19 protein-coding genes are annotated in these 15971 nt (G+C 67.7%); 1 reads left to right on the forward strand and 18 read right to left on the reverse strand.

From position 1 onward, the window contains the following. Positions 1-10 precede the first annotated feature (10 nt). From rpsQ to Vlu01_RS10820, 16 genes are all read right to left on the reverse strand, one after another. Positions 11-295 (reverse strand): 30S ribosomal protein S17, encoded by a 285-nt coding sequence (gene rpsQ / locus Vlu01_RS10745; RefSeq protein ID WP_117226250.1) that lies wholly within the window; start codon positions 293-295, stop codon positions 11-13. Continuing rightward, entirely contained in the window at positions 292-525 is a 234-nt protein-coding gene (gene rpmC, locus Vlu01_RS10750) for a 50S ribosomal protein L29 (protein WP_117226251.1), read from the reverse strand. The genes rpsQ and rpmC overlap by 4 nt, the downstream gene beginning before the upstream one ends. Continuing rightward, entirely contained in the window at positions 525-950 is a 426-nt protein-coding gene (gene rplP / locus Vlu01_RS10755; protein ID WP_203997235.1) for a 50S ribosomal protein L16, read from the reverse strand. Before rplP ends, rpmC begins: the two co-directional genes overlap by 1 nt. Before the next feature lie 3 nt (positions 951-953). Further along, a complete protein-coding gene (gene rpsC, locus Vlu01_RS10760) occupies positions 954-1820 on the reverse strand; it encodes a 30S ribosomal protein S3 (RefSeq protein ID WP_203997238.1) in 867 nt (288 codons plus the stop codon). Further along, on the reverse strand, positions 1820-2275 hold the full coding sequence (rplV, locus tag Vlu01_RS10765) for a 50S ribosomal protein L22 (RefSeq protein ID WP_164447883.1): 456 nt from the start codon (positions 2273-2275) through the stop codon (positions 1820-1822). Before rplV ends, rpsC begins: the two co-directional genes overlap by 1 nt. Positions 2276-2315: 40 nt before the next feature. Beyond that, positions 2316-2597 carry a 30S ribosomal protein S19 gene (gene rpsS / locus Vlu01_RS10770; RefSeq protein ID WP_091290357.1) on the reverse strand — a complete coding sequence of 94 codons (282 nt, stop codon included), beginning with the start codon at positions 2595-2597 and terminating at the stop codon, positions 2316-2318. Between the two features lie 12 nt (positions 2598-2609). After that, on the reverse strand, positions 2610-3449 hold the full coding sequence (gene rplB, locus Vlu01_RS10775) for a 50S ribosomal protein L2 (protein WP_203997240.1): 840 nt from the start codon (positions 3447-3449) through the stop codon (positions 2610-2612). Between the two features lie 12 nt (positions 3450-3461). Next, on the reverse strand, positions 3462-3764 hold the full coding sequence (rplW, locus tag Vlu01_RS10780) for a 50S ribosomal protein L23 (RefSeq protein WP_093403611.1): 303 nt from the start codon (positions 3762-3764) through the stop codon (positions 3462-3464). Continuing rightward, a complete protein-coding gene (gene rplD, locus Vlu01_RS10785) occupies positions 3761-4411 on the reverse strand; it encodes a 50S ribosomal protein L4 (RefSeq protein ID WP_203997242.1) in 651 nt (216 codons plus the stop codon). The genes rplW and rplD overlap by 4 nt, the downstream gene beginning before the upstream one ends. Further along, positions 4408-5073 carry a 50S ribosomal protein L3 gene (gene rplC, locus Vlu01_RS10790; RefSeq protein ID WP_203997244.1) on the reverse strand — a complete coding sequence of 222 codons (666 nt, stop codon included), beginning with the start codon at positions 5071-5073 and terminating at the stop codon, positions 4408-4410. The genes rplD and rplC overlap by 4 nt, the downstream gene beginning before the upstream one ends. An 11-nt stretch (positions 5074-5084) precedes the next feature. Further along, positions 5085-5393, reverse strand: a complete 309-nt coding sequence (gene rpsJ / locus Vlu01_RS10795; RefSeq protein WP_007073037.1) for a 30S ribosomal protein S10 — start codon at positions 5391-5393, stop codon at positions 5085-5087. A 349-nt stretch (positions 5394-5742) separates the two neighbouring features. After that, complete coding sequence (tuf, locus tag Vlu01_RS10800; RefSeq protein WP_203997245.1) at positions 5743-6936, reverse strand: elongation factor Tu; 1194 nt, start codon at positions 6934-6936, stop codon at positions 5743-5745. A gap of 221 nt (positions 6937-7157) precedes the next feature. Beyond that, on the reverse strand, positions 7158-9254 hold the full coding sequence (gene fusA / locus Vlu01_RS10805) for an elongation factor G (RefSeq protein WP_203997246.1): 2097 nt from the start codon (positions 9252-9254) through the stop codon (positions 7158-7160). Between the two features lie 74 nt (positions 9255-9328). After that, on the reverse strand, positions 9329-9799 hold the full coding sequence (rpsG, locus tag Vlu01_RS10810) for a 30S ribosomal protein S7 (RefSeq protein ID WP_093403604.1): 471 nt from the start codon (positions 9797-9799) through the stop codon (positions 9329-9331). Between the two features lies 1 nt (position 9800). Further along, a complete protein-coding gene (gene rpsL, locus Vlu01_RS10815; protein WP_013735958.1) occupies positions 9801-10175 on the reverse strand; it encodes a 30S ribosomal protein S12 in 375 nt (124 codons plus the stop codon). A gap of 473 nt (positions 10176-10648) precedes the next feature. Then, a complete protein-coding gene (locus Vlu01_RS10820; protein ID WP_203997247.1) occupies positions 10649-11020 on the reverse strand; it encodes a hypothetical protein in 372 nt (123 codons plus the stop codon). A 38-nt stretch (positions 11021-11058) separates the two neighbouring features. Here Vlu01_RS10820 and Vlu01_RS10825 point away from each other — a divergent pair, with 38 nt between their 5' ends. Beyond that, positions 11059-11307, forward strand: a complete 249-nt coding sequence (locus Vlu01_RS10825; protein ID WP_203997248.1) for a hypothetical protein — start codon at positions 11059-11061, stop codon at positions 11305-11307. A gap of 163 nt (positions 11308-11470) precedes the next feature. On the opposite strand, the gene Vlu01_RS10830 is transcribed toward Vlu01_RS10825, so the two are convergent. Together Vlu01_RS10830 and Vlu01_RS10835 are read right to left on the reverse strand one after the other, a co-directional pair. Then, entirely contained in the window at positions 11471-11836 is a 366-nt protein-coding gene (locus Vlu01_RS10830) for a hypothetical protein (RefSeq protein ID WP_203997249.1), read from the reverse strand. A gap of 159 nt (positions 11837-11995) precedes the next feature. Then, the gene (locus Vlu01_RS10835) at positions 11996-15883 is read right to left on the reverse strand and encodes a DNA-directed RNA polymerase subunit beta' (RefSeq protein ID WP_203997450.1); all 3888 of its coding nucleotides are present in this window, start codon (positions 15881-15883) and stop codon (positions 11996-11998) included. Positions 15884-15971 lie beyond the last annotated feature (88 nt).

Genomic DNA, 15971 nt, shown 5'->3' on the forward strand with positions numbered 1-15971 from the left:
CGAGCCTTCGCTACTTGGCCTTCTCGAGGATCTCCACGAGCCGCCACCGCTTGGTGGCGGAAAGCGGCCGGGTCTCCATGATCAGGACGCGGTCGCCGATGCCAGCGGAGTTCTGCTCGTCGTGGACCTTGAGCTTGCTGGTCCGGCGCATGATCTTGCCGTACAGCGCGTGCTTGACCCGGTCCTCGACCTCGACCACGACGGTCTTGTCCATCTTGTCGCTGACCACCAGGCCCTCACGGACCTTACGGCGTCCCCGCACGCGCTCCGCGCTCGCGGTCGTGTTCTCGCTCATGAAGCCACCTCAGTCGGCGCGGCCGAGAGCCCCAGCTCACGCTCACGCATGATCGTGTAGATCCGGGCGATCTCCCGACGGATGACCTGCAGCCGCCGGTTGTTGTCCAGCTGCCCGGTTGCGGCCTGCACGCGGAGGTTGAACAGCTCCGCCTTGGCCTCGCGCAGCTTCGTGACCAGCTCCTCCTCGGAGAGCTCACGCAGCTCGGAGGCCTTAACGCCCGCTGCCATCAGGATTCACCCACTTCGCGCGTAACAATGCGGCACTTCATCGGGAGCTTGTGGATCGCGCGACGCATCGCCTCTCGCGCGATCTGCTCGTTCGGGAAGGACATCTCGAAGAGAACCCGCCCGGGCTTGACGTTCGCGACCCACCACTCGGGCGAGCCCTTACCGGAACCCATCCGGGTTTCCGCCGGCTTCTTGGTGAGGGCCTGGTCCGGGAAAATGGTGATCCAGACCTTGCCGCCACGCTTGATGTGGCGGGTCATCGCGATACGCGCCGACTCGATCTGCCGGTTGGTCACGTACGCCGGCTCCAGAGCCTGGATCCCGAACTCGCCGAACATCACCCGGTTGCCGCCCTTGGACGCGCCGCTGCGGTCCGGGTGGTGCGGCTTGCGGAAGCCCTTCGGGGGCTTGCGCGGCATCAGCATCTGTCAGCCCTCCTGCTGCGTTTCTGCCGGAGCCGAAGCAGCAGCCGCGACAGCAGCGCTGTCGACCGGCTCGCCACTCGGCGTCTCGGCCTGCTGCGCGACGGTCGTCGCGGCAGCCCGGCCGGCCTCGGTGCCACCGGAGGTCGTGCCGGACGAACCCGACCGACCGCGGCGCGGCCGCTCGGGCCGGTCACCGCGCTCCCGGCGCGGGCGCGACGGCGCCTCGGTCGGAGTCTCCCGACCCGGCACCGCGTCGCCCTTGTAGATCCAGACCTTCACGCCGATCCGGCCGAAGGTGGTACGAGCCTCGAAGAAGCCGTACTCGATGTTGGCCCGCAGCGTGTGCAGCGGAACCCGACCCTCGCGGTAGAACTCCGTACGGCTCATCTCGGCGCCGCCGAGGCGACCCGAGACCTGCACCCGGATGCCCTTGCACATCGGGTTCTTCATCGCCGACTGCATCGCCTTGCGCATCGCCCGACGGAAGCTGACCCGGCTGGAGAGCTGCTCGGCCACGCCCTGGGCGACCAGCTGCGCGTCCGACTCGGGGTTCTTCACCTCGATGATGTTCAGCTGCACCTGCTTGCCGGTGAGCTTCTCCAGCTCGCCACGAATCCGGTCGGCCTCCGCACCCTTACGGCCGATGACGATGCCCGGCCGTGCGGTGTGGATGTCGACGCGGACCCGGTCGCGGGTGCGCTCGATGTCGACCTTGGAAATGCCGGCGCGCTCCAGGCCCTTGGACATCATTCGGCGGATCTTGACATCCTCGCCGATGTAGTCCTTGTAGAGCTTGTCCGCGAACCAGCGGGACTTCCAGTCGGTCGAGATGCCGAGCCGGAACCCGTGCGGGTGAACCTTCTGACCCATTACTCGGCACCCTCCGTGTTGCTCTGCGTCTCGGCCGGCGCGGTCTGCTTCGCCGGAGCCGCCTTGTTCGCCGACTTCCGTGGCGCGGCCGGCGCAACCGCCTCGACCGCCACGGTGATGTGGCAGGTGCGCTTGCGGATCCGGTACGCCCGACCCTGCGCCCGAGGCTGGAACCGCTTCATCGTCGGGCCCTCGTCCACGAACGCCTCGCTGACGAGCAGCGCGTCGGGGTCCAGCCGCTCGTTGTTCTCCGCGTTGGCGATCGCGCTGGCGAGCACCTTGTACACCTGCTCGCTCGCAGCCTGCGGCGCGAACTGCAGCACCGTGAGCGCCTCCTTCGCGGGCAGGCCGCGGACGAGGTTGACCACCCGGCGCGCCTTCATCGGCGAGATGCGCACATACCGCGCAACCGCCCGCGCGCCCGGAAGCACCGGAGCGTCGCCCTTTCCTGGCATCGCTGTAACCCCTTGATCCTCTATCCGTATGCCCGCGGCGTCAGCGCCGGCGGCTCTTCCGGTCGTCCTTTTCGTGACCCTTGAACGTGCGGGTCAGCGCGAACTCGCCGAGCTTGTGCCCGACCATCGCCTCGGTCACGAACACCGGGACGTGCTTACGTCCGTCGTGCACGGCGATCGTGTGCCCGAGCATCTCCGGGATGATCGTCGAGCGCCGCGACCAGGTCTTGATGACGTTCTTCGAGCCCTTCTCGTTCTGCGTCTCCACCTTCTTGAGCAGGTGGTCGTCGACGAACGGGCCCTTCTTCAGGCTGCGAGGCATGTCTTATCTCCCTCAGCCGCGCTTACGCGTGGCGTAGCGACGGCGGACGATCAGCCGGTCACTCGGCTGGCCCTTACGACGGGTACGGCCCTCGGGCTTACCCTGCGGGTTGACCGGGTGGCGACCACCGGAGGTCTTGCCCTCACCACCACCGTGCGGGTGGTCGACCGGGTTCATCGCGACACCACGGACGGTCGGGCGCTTGCCCTTCCAGCGCATCCGGCCGGCCTTACCCCAGTTGATGTTCGACTGGTCGGCGTTGCCGATCTCACCGATGCTGGCGCGGCAGCGCACGTCCACCCGCCGGATCTCGCCGGAGGGCATCCGCAGGGTCGCGTACGCGCCCTCACGGCCGAGCAGCTGGATACCGACGCCGGCCGAGCGGGCCAGCTTGGCACCGCCGCCCGGACGCAGCTCCACGTTGTGGATGGTGGTACCGACCGGGATGTTGCGCAGCGGCAGGTTGTTACCCGGCTTGATGTCGGCGCTCGGACCGGACTCGACCTTGTCGCCCTGCTTCAGGTCCTTCGGCGCGACGATGTAACGCTTCTCGCCGTCGGCGTAGTGCAGCAGCGCGATCCGCGCGGTGCGGTTCGGGTCGTACTCGATGTGCGCGACCTTGGCCGGCACGCCGTCCTTGTCGACCCGCTTGAAGTCGATGATCCGGTACTGACGCTTGTGACCGCCGCCCTGGTGCCGGGCGGTGATCCGGCCGTGCACGTTCCGGCCGCCCTTCTTGGGCAGCGGAGCCAGCAGCGACTTCTCGGGCGTCGACCGGGTGATCTCGGCGAAGTCGGCGACGCTCGAGCCACGCCGGCCCGGCGTCGTCGGCTTGTACTTACGGATAGCCATTGTCTACACCCCTCAGCTGACCGGGCCGCCGAAGGCCTCGATGCGGTCGCCCTCAGCCAGCTTCACCATCGCCCGCTTGGTGTCCTTGCGCTTACCGAACCCGGTACGGGTCCGCTTGCGCTTGCCCTCGCGGTTGAGCGTGTTGACCGTCAGGACACGGACGTTGAAGATCTGCTCGATAGCGATCTTGATCGCCGTCTTGTTCGCGTCCGGGTGCACCAGGAAGGTGTACCAGTTGCGGTTCAGCTCGCTGTAGCTCTTCTCCGAGACGACCGGCGCGACGATGATGTCGCGCGGATCGGCGATCGTGCTCACTTGCCACCCTCCTCGGTGGTCTCGGCCGGTACGCCCAGGAACTCGTCCAGGGCCTCCTTGGTGAAGACCACATCGTCGGCCACCAGCACGTCGTACGTGTTGAGCTGGCCGGCCTCGATCAGGTGCACCCGCGGCTCGTTGCGCAGCGACACCCAGTTCATCTCGTCGGTGCTGCTCAGCACGACCAGCACCCGCCGGGCGGTGGTCAGCTTGGCGAGCGTGGCCAGGGCGGCCTTGGTCGACGGCTTCTCGCCCGAGACGAACGCCTCGACGACGTGCACCTGCCCGGCGCGCGCCCGGTCCGACAGGGCGCCACGCAGCGCGGCGGCCTTCATCTTCTTGGGCGTCCGCTGGCTGTAGTCGCGCGGCACCGGACCGTGGACCACGCCACCGCCGGCGAACTGCGGCGCGCGAATCGAGCCCTGCCGGGCCCGACCGGTGCCCTTCTGCTTGTACGGCTTCTTGCCGCCGCCGGAGACCTCGCCGCGGGACTTGGTCTTGTGCGTACCCTGGCGGGCCGCCGCGAGCTGGGCCACCACGACCTGGTGCATCAGCGCGATGTTGGCCTGCGCGTCGAAGATGTCGGCGGGCAGCTCGACCGAGCCGGTCTTGGTGCCCTCTGAGTTGAGGACGTCAACGGTGGTCACTTGCCCACACCGCCCTTCTTCGCCTTGGTCTTGGCCGCGGTACGGACCAGGACCAGCGCGCCCTTGGGGCCAGGGATGGCACCACGGACGAGCAGGAGGTTGTTCTCGGTGTCGACCGCCTGGACGGTCAGGTTCTGCACGGTGTAGCGCACGCCACCCATGCGGCCGGCCATCCGGGTGCCCTTGAAGACACGACCCGGGGTGGCGCAGGCGCCAATCGAGCCCGGCGAGCGGTGCTTGCGCTCGACACCGTGGCTGGCGCGCAGACCGTGGAAGCCGTGCCGCTTCATCGGGCCGGCGTAACCCTTGCCCTTGGTCTTGCCGGTCACGTCGATCGAGACACCGGCCGGGAACTCCTCGACCGTGATCTCCTGGCCGAGCGAGTAGTCCGCGGCGTCGTTGGTGCGCAGCTCGACGATGTGCCGGCGCGGCGCCACGTCGGCCTTGGCGTAGTGCCCACGCAGCGGCTTCTTGGCCTTTCGCGGGTCGATCGTCCCGTACGCCAGCTGGACCGCGGAGTAACCGTCCTTGTCGGCGTCACGAACCTGGGTGATGACGCACGGGCCGGCCTGAACCACGGTCACCGGAACAACGCGGTTGTTGTCCCAGACCTGGGTCATGCCGAGCTTCGCGCCCAGGATCCCCTTAACTTGCCTGTCCATGTGTCCGGTCCCTACAGCTTGATCTCGATGTCGACGCCAGCCGGCAGGTCGAGGCGCATGAGCGAGTCGACCGTCTTCGGGGTCGGGTCGATGATGTCGATCAGTCGCTTGTGCGTACGCATCTCGAAGTGCTCGCGCGAGTCCTTGTACTTGTGCGGCGAGCGGATGACGCAGAAACGGTTGATCTCCGTGGGCAGCGGCACCGGGCCCGCGACCTGCGCCCCGGTACGCGTCACCGTCTCGACGATCTTCCGAGCCGAGGAGTCGACGACCTCGTGGTCATAGGCCTTGAGCCGGATGCGGATCTTCTGTCCCGCCATGGTGGCTTCTGTTCCTTCTCTCGATGCCGCTGTGTTGCGGGTGCCTGTACCGGCTGGCACAGACCCTCTTCGCCCACCCCCGCGGTCGGGCGTGTCGCGCCCTGGGGCCAGGCTCCGCCCCGGGATACCGGAGCGATCCTGACCGCGGTGGGTCCAGGCGCCGATCGCACTGAGGCGACCTGAACGCCGTGCGAGGGTGGTTGGCGGACTGACCGCCAACCACCCCACGCCCGACTGCTCTGCCTACCCGGAGGTTCAGCGGAAGCCGAACACGGGCGGCGAACTGTCGTTACGCAACCTGACTAGTATGCCGCACGACCGGCGGCCGGTCTAATCGGGGTTACCCAGCTCACTTGATGATCTTGGTGACGCGACCAGCGCCGACCGTACGGCCACCCTCCCGGATCGCGAACTTGAGGTTGTCCTCCATCGCGATGGGCTGGATCAGCTTCACGGACATCGTGGTGTTGTCGCCCGGCATGACCATCTCGGTGCCCTCGGGGAGGGTGACGACACCGGTGACGTCCGTGGTCCGGAAGTAGAACTGCGGACGGTAGTTCTGGAAGAACGGGGTGTGCCGGCCGCCCTCCTCCTTGGAGAGGATGTAGACCGTCGCCTCGAACTCCGTGTGCGGGGTCGTGGTGCCCGGCTTCACAACCACCATGCCGCGCTCGACGTCCTCGCGCTTGATGCCACGCAGCAGCAGACCGACGTTCTCACCCGCACGGGCCTCGTCGAGCAGCTTGCGGAACATCTCGATGCCGGTGCAGACCGTCTTCTGCGACTTCTCGCGGATACCGACGATCTCCACCTCCTCGTTCGGCTTGAGCACGCCACGCTCGGCGCGACCGGTGACGACGGTGCCACGACCGGTGATCGTGAAGACGTCCTCAATCGGCATCAGGAACGGCTTCTCGGTCTCGCGCTCCGGCTGCGGGATCGCGGTGTCGACGGCGTTCATGAGCTCCATCAGGCGACCGGTCCACTCCGGGTCACCCTCCAGGGCCCGCAGCGCGGAGACCCGCACGACCGGCAGGTCGTCGCCCGGGTACTCCTGCGACGAGAGCAGCTCGCGGACCTCGAGCTCGACGAGCTCCAGCAGCTCCTCGTCGTCGACCATGTCGCTCTTGTTGAGCGCCACGACGATGTACGGCACGCCAACCTGGCGGGCCAGCAGCACGTGCTCGCGGGTCTGCGGCATCGGGCCGTCGGTCGCCGCGACCACCAGGATCGCGCCGTCCATCTGGGCGGCACCGGTGATCATGTTCTTGATGTAGTCGGCGTGACCGGGGCAGTCGACGTGCGCGTAGTGCCGCGCCTCGGTCTGGTACTCGACGTGCGAGATCGAGATCGTGATGCCGCGGGCCTTCTCCTCCGGCGCCTTGTCGATCTCGTCGAACGGCGTGTACGGGTTGAGTTCCGGGTACTGGTCGTGCAGGACCTTGGTGATGGCCGCCGTCAGCGTCGTCTTACCGTGGTCGATGTGACCAATGGTGCCGATGTTGACGTGCGGCTTAGTCCGCTCGAACTTCGCCTTCGCCACTGGTGTCCTCCTGTGGACTTCTTGGTTCGTTCGCCCCGGCGCGCCAGGTCGGCGCTTAGGACTCTGTCGACAGCCTTTCCGACCTGACGGTCGGAGAGCTTTGTGGGTTCTGCGGCGATGAAGCCTACAGGCCCGGAATTCACACAATCCGACCGAGGTGGTCGCGGTCGGGGATGCCTCCCGCGACCACCGTCGGATCATCCGATCACGTCAGGTGAGCGTCACTCACCCGTCGCCTTGGCGATGATCTCCTTCGCGACGGAGGCCGGAACCTCCGCGTAGGAGTCGAACTGCATGCTGTAGCTAGCCCGGCCCTGGGTCTTCGACCGCAGGTCGCCGACGTAGCCGAACATCTCCGACAGCGGCACCAGGGCGCGGACGACACGGGCGCCGCTGCGCTCCTCCATCGCCTGGATGATGCCGCGTCGGGAGTTGAGGTCGCCGATGACGTCACCCATGTTCTCCTCGGGAGTGGTGACCTCAACAGCCATCATCGGCTCGAGCAGTGCGGGGTCGGCCTTGCGGGCCGCCTCCTTCATCGCCATCGAGCCGGCGATCTTGAATGCCATTTCGGACGAGTCGACCTCGTGGTACTGGCCGTCCACCAGGGTGAGCTTGACACCCACCAACGGGAAGCCGGCGAGGATGCCGTACTGCATGGCGTCCTGGGCACCCGCGTCCACCGACGGGATGAACTCCCGCGGGATGCGACCACCGGTGACGGCGTTCGCGAACTCGTAGGTCGGTGCCTCGTTCCCCAGCGGCAGCGGCTCCAGGCTGATGATCACCCGGGCGTACTGGCCGGAACCACCGGTCTGCTTCTTGTGGGTGTACTCGACCTTCTCCACCTTGCGGCGGATGGTCTCGCGGTACGCCACCTGCGGCTTACCGATGTTCGCCTCGACGTTGAACTCGCGGCGCATCCGGTCGACCAGGATGTCCAGGTGCAGCTCGCCCATGCCGGAGATGACCGTCTGACCGGTCTGGTCGTCCAGCTTGACGCGGAAGGTCGGGTCCTCCTCGGCCAGCCGCTGGATGGCGGTGCTGAGCTTCTCCTGGTCGGCCTTGGTCTTCGGCTCGATGGCCACCTCGATGACCGGCTCCGGGAAGGTCATCGACTCCAGGATGACCGGGTTCGCCGGGTCACACAGGGTGTCACCGGTGGTGGTCTGCTTCAGACCCTGCACCGCGATGATGTCGCCGGCATGGGCGGAGCTGCGCTCCTCCCGCTTGTTGGCGTGCATCTGGTAGATCTTGCCGATCCGCTCCTTGCGGTCCTTGGTGGAGTTGACCACCTGGGAGCCGGACTCGAGCGTGCCGGAGTAGATCCGCACGTAGGTGAGCTTACCGAGGTGCTTGTCGGTCTGGATCTTGAAGGCCAGACCGGAGAACGGCTCGGTCACCGACGGCTTGCGCTGCATCGGGGTCTCGCCGTCGGTGGCCGTACCCTCGATCGCCGGGATGTCCAGCGGCGACGGCAGGTACGCGACAACCGCGTCCAGCATCGGCTGGATGCCCTTGTTCTTGAACGCGGTACCGGTGAAGACCGGGTTGGCCTTGCCCGCGATGGTGGCCCGACGGATGGCGGCCTTGATCTCCTCAACGGAGATCTCCTCGCCCTCCAGGTACTTCTCCATCACCGAGTCGTCGACGTCGGCCAGGGTCTCCATCAGCTTCTCGCGCCACTCGGCGGCGGAGTCGGCCAGGTCGGCCGGGATCTCCTCGACCGCGTAGTCCTCACCCTTCTGGGTCTCACCACGCCAGGTGAGGGCGCGCATCTCGACCAGGTCGACCACGCCGATGAAGTCGCTCTCGGCGCCGATCGGGATCTGAAGCACCAGCGGGGTGGCGTTCAGCCGGTCGATCATCATCTGCACGCAGCGGAAGAAGTCCGCGCCGGTGCGGTCGAGCTTGTTGACGAAACACATCCGGGGGACGTTGTACTTGTCCGCCTGACGCCAGACGTTCTCCGTCTGCGGCTCCACGCCGGCCACACCGTCGTACACCGCGACGGCACCGTCCAGCACCCGCAGCGACCGCTCCACCTCGACCGTGAAGTCGACGTGGCCGGGCGTGTCGATGATCTGGATCGTGTGGCCCTTCCACTCGCACTTCGTGGCGGCGGAAGTGATGGTGATACCGCGCTCCTGCTCCTGCTCCATCCAGTCCATGACGGCGCCGCCCTCGTGGACCTCACCGATCTTGTACGTGATGCCGGTGTAGAACAGGATTCGCTCGGTGGTGGTGGTCTTCCCGGCATCGATGTGGGCCATGATGCCGATGTTGCGTACGTTGGCGAGCGCGTCTGCGGCGGCCACTTCAATCCCTACTTATCGTCGTATCGACACAACTGGTGGCGGTCCCGGCACCGGACGGCGCCGGGACCAGGGTGTTACCAGCGGTAGTGCGCGAAGGCCTTGTTGGACTCGGCCATCTTGTGCGTGTCCTCGCGCCGCTTGACGGCGGCGCCGAGGCCGTTGCTCGCGTCCAGCAGCTCGTTCATCAGCCGCTCGATCATGGTCTTCTCACGCCGCGCGCGGGCGTAGGTGACCAACCAGCGCAGGCCCAGCGTGGTGGCCCGGGCCGGCCGGACCTCGACCGGAACCTGGTAGGTCGCGCCACCGACACGGCGGCTGCGCACCTCAAGGGTCGGCTTGACGTTGTCCATGGCGCGCTTGAGGGTGACGACCGGGTCGGTCCCGGACTTCTCCCGGCAGCCTTCCAGCGCGGCGTACACGACGCGCTCGGCGAGCTGACGCTTGCCGCGCAGCAGGATCTTGTTCACCAGCTGCGTGACCAGCGGTGAGTTGTACACCGGGTCAGCGACCAGCGGCCGCCGCGGAGCAGGTCCCTTACGCGGCATGTCAGCTCTTCTCCTTCTTCGCGCCGTAACGGCTGCGCGCCTGCTTGCGGTTCCGGACACCCTGGGTGTCCAGCGAACCGCGAACAATCTTGTAACGCACACCGGGGAGGTCCTTCACCCGGCCACCACGCACGAGCACGATCGAGTGCTCCTGCAGGTTGTGCCCGACACCGGGGATGTAGGCGGTCACCTCGACCTGGCTGCTGAGCTTGACGCGAGCGACCTTGCGCAGCGCCGAGTTCGGCTTCTTCGGGGTGGTGGTGTACACCCGGGTGCACACGCCCCGCCGCTGCGGGGAGCCCTTGAGCGCCGGGGTCTTGGTCTTGGTCGTCTTCGCCTGACGGCCCTTTCGGACCAACTGCTGAATGGTGGGCACCGGGTTTCTCCGCTCCCTTCGGCCGCTGTCGCGGCCGCGCCGTCTGCCGTAGCCGACCTCGTGATCGGCTCTCCTACATTCCGGCCAGGGCCACCTCGCGGAGGTCCCGGCACCCGCGGTCGGGCGTGTCGCCCAACTCACGGTTTCCCGCGTCCGGCGCTTGCGCGCAGACCCGGGCTTGTCACCGGCACACGGAGGGCCGCAGGCCGGATCTTCTGGCTCGATCGTGTTGCCGTCCGGACATCGAATTATCCGGCTTCGCGCACGCACGAGTCGCCCGGGCAGGCCCGGGCACAAGGGGAAAGAGTACCTACCGCAGCCGCGCAGGTCAAAACGGAAAACCCGCCGAACGTCGCACCGCCTGCCGGCTGACCTCTGTCACACCGCCCGCCCGTGATAGGCCCCTACGGGGGCAAGTGTACCGGCTCCACCGGAAACCGGCCCGGCAGCCCACCAGTCCTGTTGCCGGTGGTCTAAGCCAGTGCCGACAGCAACGCCAGCCCCACACCCACCAGGCAGAGCAGCACCCCGGTTCCGCCACAGCTGATACCCGCGATGGCCAGGCCCCGACCGGTGAAGCGGACCGCCGGAGGAGGTGCCGGGCGGCGGATCTGCCGCATGCCGAGCAGGCCCGCGAGGACGGCGCCCAGGCCGGTGAGACCACCCAGCGCGGCGAAGGCGCCCGCCGCCCAGGCGCCGTTCGTTCCTCCCCCGATGGCACCGACGCAGATGACCAGGATCGACACCAGGATCGAGGTGATGCCGGCCACCAGCGAACCGACCGCCAGGCCCGAGGTGACCGGTGGCACGTCGAGATGCACCACTGCGAACGGGGTGCCAGGCACCGGTTCGATCCGCTTCGGCGGTCGGGGACGAGCCTCCGGTGGCCGTGGCGGCTGCTGCCGCCACCCGGAGCCGCCGGCAGGCCAACCCGGAGCCGCCGGGGTACCCGACATCGGCCCGAAGGCTGGTGGGCCGGGAGCCGACGGCCCGAAGGCCACCGGAGGCGGCGGTGACGACCCAGGCGGCGGAGGCGGCGGTGACGACCCAGGCGGCGGAGGCGGCGGTGACGACCCGGGCGGCGGCCCGAAGGCCGGCGAGCCCGGTGGCGGTCCAAAAGCCGGCGGCCTGACGGTGGGTTGAGCGGCTTCGCCGCCCTCAGGGCGCGCCGGTTCCGTCACGGGATCCTCCTTGGCGGGCAGCGTCCACGCACCACGCGACGGACACCGGTCAGGCTACCGCCGGCAGTCAGCCCCTCGGTGCCGGGCGCGAGGACCTGCGTGCGGTCGTAAAGGTCAGTCGATGTCGGGCGCGAAGTCCTGCCCGTACGGCGCCTCGGCGAGCCGGACCACCCCGATCACCAGCACCACCACCAGGCTGACCGCGACCAGCACCAGCCCCGTCCAGGCCAGCCGCTCGCCACGACGCAGCCAGGCCGCCCCGGTCAGGAAGCCCCCCGAGGCGTACGCCTCCCGGCGCGCCTGCCGCGCCAGGTGCAGTGCCACCGTTGCCGGTACCACGCCACCGATCAGCAGCCCGGTGAGTGCCGCCATCAGGCCGAGGGCGAAGACGGCCCGGGCCTTGGTCGCCCGGACCGGGTCCGGGTCGAGCGGATGACGCGGTGCCGACGCGGCGGGCGCCGATCCGGGTGCGATCGTCATGACCACATGATGCCCCCCTCGACCGATGTCCGCGCCGTACCCAGGGCACGACGTCGGCCTGCGGCGCGGTGACACCTCCCCCGCTGCGCCGAGGAATGGCTCGGAACACGAGGAGGCCCCGGCGAATGCACGCCGGGGCCTCCCACGTCACTGCGCGGTCTAGCGGTACGACCCGAAGTCGAAGTCGTCCAGCGGGACCGCCTGGCCGCTGGCCGGCCCGAAACCGTAGTCGGTCTCCGGGTAGCCGGTCATCGAGTAGACCTTGGCCTTCGCCTCCTCGGTCGGCTCGACCCGGACGTTGCGGTACTTGCTGATGCCGGTACCGGCCGGGATGAGCTTACCGATGATCACGTTCTCCTTGAGACCGATCAGCGAGTCACTGCGGGCGTGGATCGCCGCGTCGGTCAGCACCCGGGTGGTCTCCTGGAAGGAGGCCGCCGAGAGCCAGGAGTCGGTGGCCAGCGAGGCCTTGGTGATACCCATCAACACCGGACGACCGGCGGCGGGCTCGCCGCCCTCGCCGACGAGCCGGCGGTTCTCCGACTCGAACAGCGCCCGGTCGACCAGCACACCCGGCAGGAACTCGGTCGAGCCGGAGTCGATGACCGTCACCCGCTTGAGCATCTGGCGGATGATGATCTCGATGTGCTTGTCGTGGATGAGCACACCCTGCGAACGGTAGACCTCCTGGACCTCCTGGGTCAGGTGGACCTGGACCGCCCGAGGGCCGAGGATGCGCAGCAGCTCGTGCGGGTCGATGGTGCCCTCGGTGAGCTTCTCGCCGACCTCGACGTGGTCGCCGTCGTGGGCCCGCAGCCGAACCCGCTTCGAGATCTTGTCGTAGACGATCTCGTCGCTGCCGTCGTCCGGAATCACCACGATCTTGCGCGACCGCTCGCCGTCCTCGATGCGGATCCGGCCGGGGGTGTCGGCGATGGGCGCCTTACCCTTCGGGATCCGCGCCTCGAAGATCTCCTGGACACGCGGCAGACCCTGGGTGATGTCCTCACCCGCGACACCACCGGTGTGGAAGGTACGCATCGTCAGCTGCGTACCCGGCTCACCGATCGACTGGGCGGCGATGATGCCGACCGCCTCGCCGACGTCGACGATCTTGCCGGTCGGCAGCGAACGGCCGTAGCACGCACCGCAGACGCCCAGCTTCGACTCGCAGGTGAGCACGCTGCGCACCCGGACGTTCTCGACCCCGGCCGCAACGATCTTGTCGACCAGGATCGAGTTGATGTCCGAGCCACGCTCGGCGACGACGGTGCCGTCCGGCCCCTTGATGTCGTCGGCCAGGGTACGGGCGTGCACGCTCGTCTCGGCGTGCTCGTGCACCACCAGCCGGCCGTCGAGCTGCTGACCCACCTGCATCGGGATGGCCCGGTCGGTGCCGCAGTCCTCCTCGCGGATGATGACGTCCTGCGAGACGTCCACCAGACGCCGGGTCAGGTAACCCGAGTCGGCGGTACGCAGGGCGGTGTCCGCGAGACCCTTACGCGCACCGTGCGTGGAGATGAAGTACTCCAGCACGGACAGACCCTCCCGGTAGCTGGCCTTGATCGGCCGCGGGATGATCTCGCCCTTCGGGTTGGCCACCAGACCACGGATCGCCGCGATCTGCCGGAGCTGGAGCAGGTTACCGCGAGCACCCGAGTTGATCATCTTCCACAGCGGGTTCTCCTGCGGCAGCGCGGTGTCCATCTCCTTGGCGACCTCGTTGGTCGCCTTGGTCCAGATCTCGATGAGCTCGCCGCGACGCTCCTCGGCGGTCATCAGACCACGCTGGTACTGCTTGTCGATCCGGTCGGCTTCCTTCTCGTACCGCTCCAGGATCTCCCGCTTGCGCGGCGGAGCGATGACGTCCTCCATGCCGATGGTCACGCCGGACCAGGTGGCCCAGTGGAAACCTGCCTCCTTGAGCCCGTCCAGGGTGGCTGCCAGGGCCACCTTCGGGAACCGCTCGGCGAGGTCGTTGACGATCGCGGAGAGCTGACCCTTGCGGATCTCGTAGTTCACGTACCGGTATCCCTGCGGCAGGGTCTCGTTGAACAGCACCCGACCGAGGGTGGTCTCCACCGTCACCGGCTCGCCCGGAACCCAGCCCTCAGGGGCGGTCCAGGGCTGCGCGCCAGCGCCGTTGTCGACCTCGACGACGTCCCGCAGGCGGATCTTGACCGGTGCCTGCAGGTGCAGCTCACCGTTGTCGTACGCCATCCGAGCCTCGGCGTCCGAGCTGAACGCCCGGCCCTCCCCGCGCTCACCGGTGGTGAGGTGGGTCAGGTGGTAGAGCCCGATGACCATGTCCTGGGTGGGCATGGTGACCGGCTTGCCGTCGGCCGGCTTGAGGATGTTGTTCGACGACAGCATCAGGATCCGCGCCTCGGCCTGGGCCTCGGCGGACAGCGGCACGTGCACGGCCATCTGGTCACCGTCGAAGTCCGCGTTGAACGCGGTACAGACCAGCGGGTGGATCTGGATGGCCTTGCCCTCGACCAGCTGCGGCTCGAAGGCCTGGATGCCGAGTCGGTGCAGGGTGGGCGCCCGGTTGAGCAGCACCGGGTGCTCGCCGATGACCTCTTCCAGCACGTCCCACACGACCGGCCGCTGCCGCTCGACCATCCGCTTGGCGGACTTGATGTTCTGTGCGTGGTTGAGGTCGACCAGCCGCTTCATCACGAACGGCTTGAACAGTTCCAGCGCCATCTGCTTGGGCAGGCCGCACTGGTGCAGCTTCAGCTTCGGGCCGACCACGATGACCGAACGGCCGGAGTAGTCGACGCGCTTGCCCAGCAGGTTCTGGCGGAACCGACCCTGCTTGCCCTTGAGCATGTCGGACAGCGACTTGAGCGGACGGTTACCCGGACCGGTGACCGGCCGGCCCCGACGGCCGTTGTCGAACAGCGCGTCGACGGCCTCCTGGAGCATCCGCTTCTCGTTGTTGACGATGATCTCTGGCGCGCCGAGATCGATCAGCCGCTTGAGCCGGTTATTCCGGTTGATCACGCGGCGGTACAGGTCGTTCAGGTCACTGGTGGCGAACCGCCCACCGTCGAGTTGCACCATCGGGCGCAGGTCCGGCGGAATGACCGGGACGCAGTCCAGCACCATGCCGAGCGGCGAGTTGCGGGTGTTCTGGAACGCGGCGACCACCTTGAGCCGCTTGAGCGCCCGGATCTTCCGCTGCCCCTTACCGGTCCGGATGGTCTCCCGCAGGTTCTCGGCCTCGGCCTCGAGGTCCATGTTCTGCACCAGGGCCTTGATCGCCTCGGCACCCATGCCGCCGGTGAAGTACTCACCGAACCGGTCGCGCAGCTCACGGTAAAGCAGCTCGTCGGTGACCAGCTGCTTCGGATCCAGCTTGCGGAAGGTGTCCAGCACCTCGTCCAAGCGGTCGATCTCGCGCTGGGCCCGGTCGCGGATCTGGCGCATCTCGCGCTCTCCGCCCTCCTTGACCTTGCGCCGGACGTCCGCCTTCGCGCCCTCGGCCTCCAGCTCGGCCAGGTCGGCCTCGAGCTTGGCTGCCCGCTTCTCGATTTCCGAGTCGCGGCTGTTCTCCGACTGCCGCTTCTCGGCCAGGATCTCGTTCTCGATCGTCGAGAGGTCACGGTGACGCGCCTCGGCGTCAACGCTCGTCACGACGTACGAGGCGAAGTAGATGATCTTTTCGAGGTCCTTCGGAGCGAGGTCCAGCAGGTAACCCAGCCGGCTCGGCACGCCCTTGAAGTACCAGATGTGGGTCACCGGAGCAGCGAGCTCGATGTGGCCCATCCGCTCCCGGCGGACCTTGGAGCGGGTCACCTCGACGCCGCAGCGCTCACAGATGATGCCCTTGAACCGGACCCGCTTGTACTTACCGCAGTAGCACTCCCAGTCCCGCTGCGGACCGAAGATCTTCTCGCAGAAGAGCCCGTCCTTTTCCGGCTTGAGGGTGCGGTAGTTGATCGTCTCGGGCTTCTTGACCTCGCCGTGCGACCACTGACGAATATCGTCCGCGGTCGCCAGCCCAATTCGCAACTCGTCGAAAAAGTTGACGTCGAGCACGTTCAAATCCCTCACACGTCGCTTGGTGCGTCAGCAGCTCACCGGGTTTTGGTTTCGGGGCGGGGTGACCCACGAAGGGATCAAACCT

Source organism: Micromonospora lutea, assembly GCF_016863535.1.
In the GTDB taxonomy this organism is placed as follows: Bacteria; Actinomycetota; Actinomycetes; order Mycobacteriales; family Micromonosporaceae; genus Micromonospora; species Micromonospora lutea.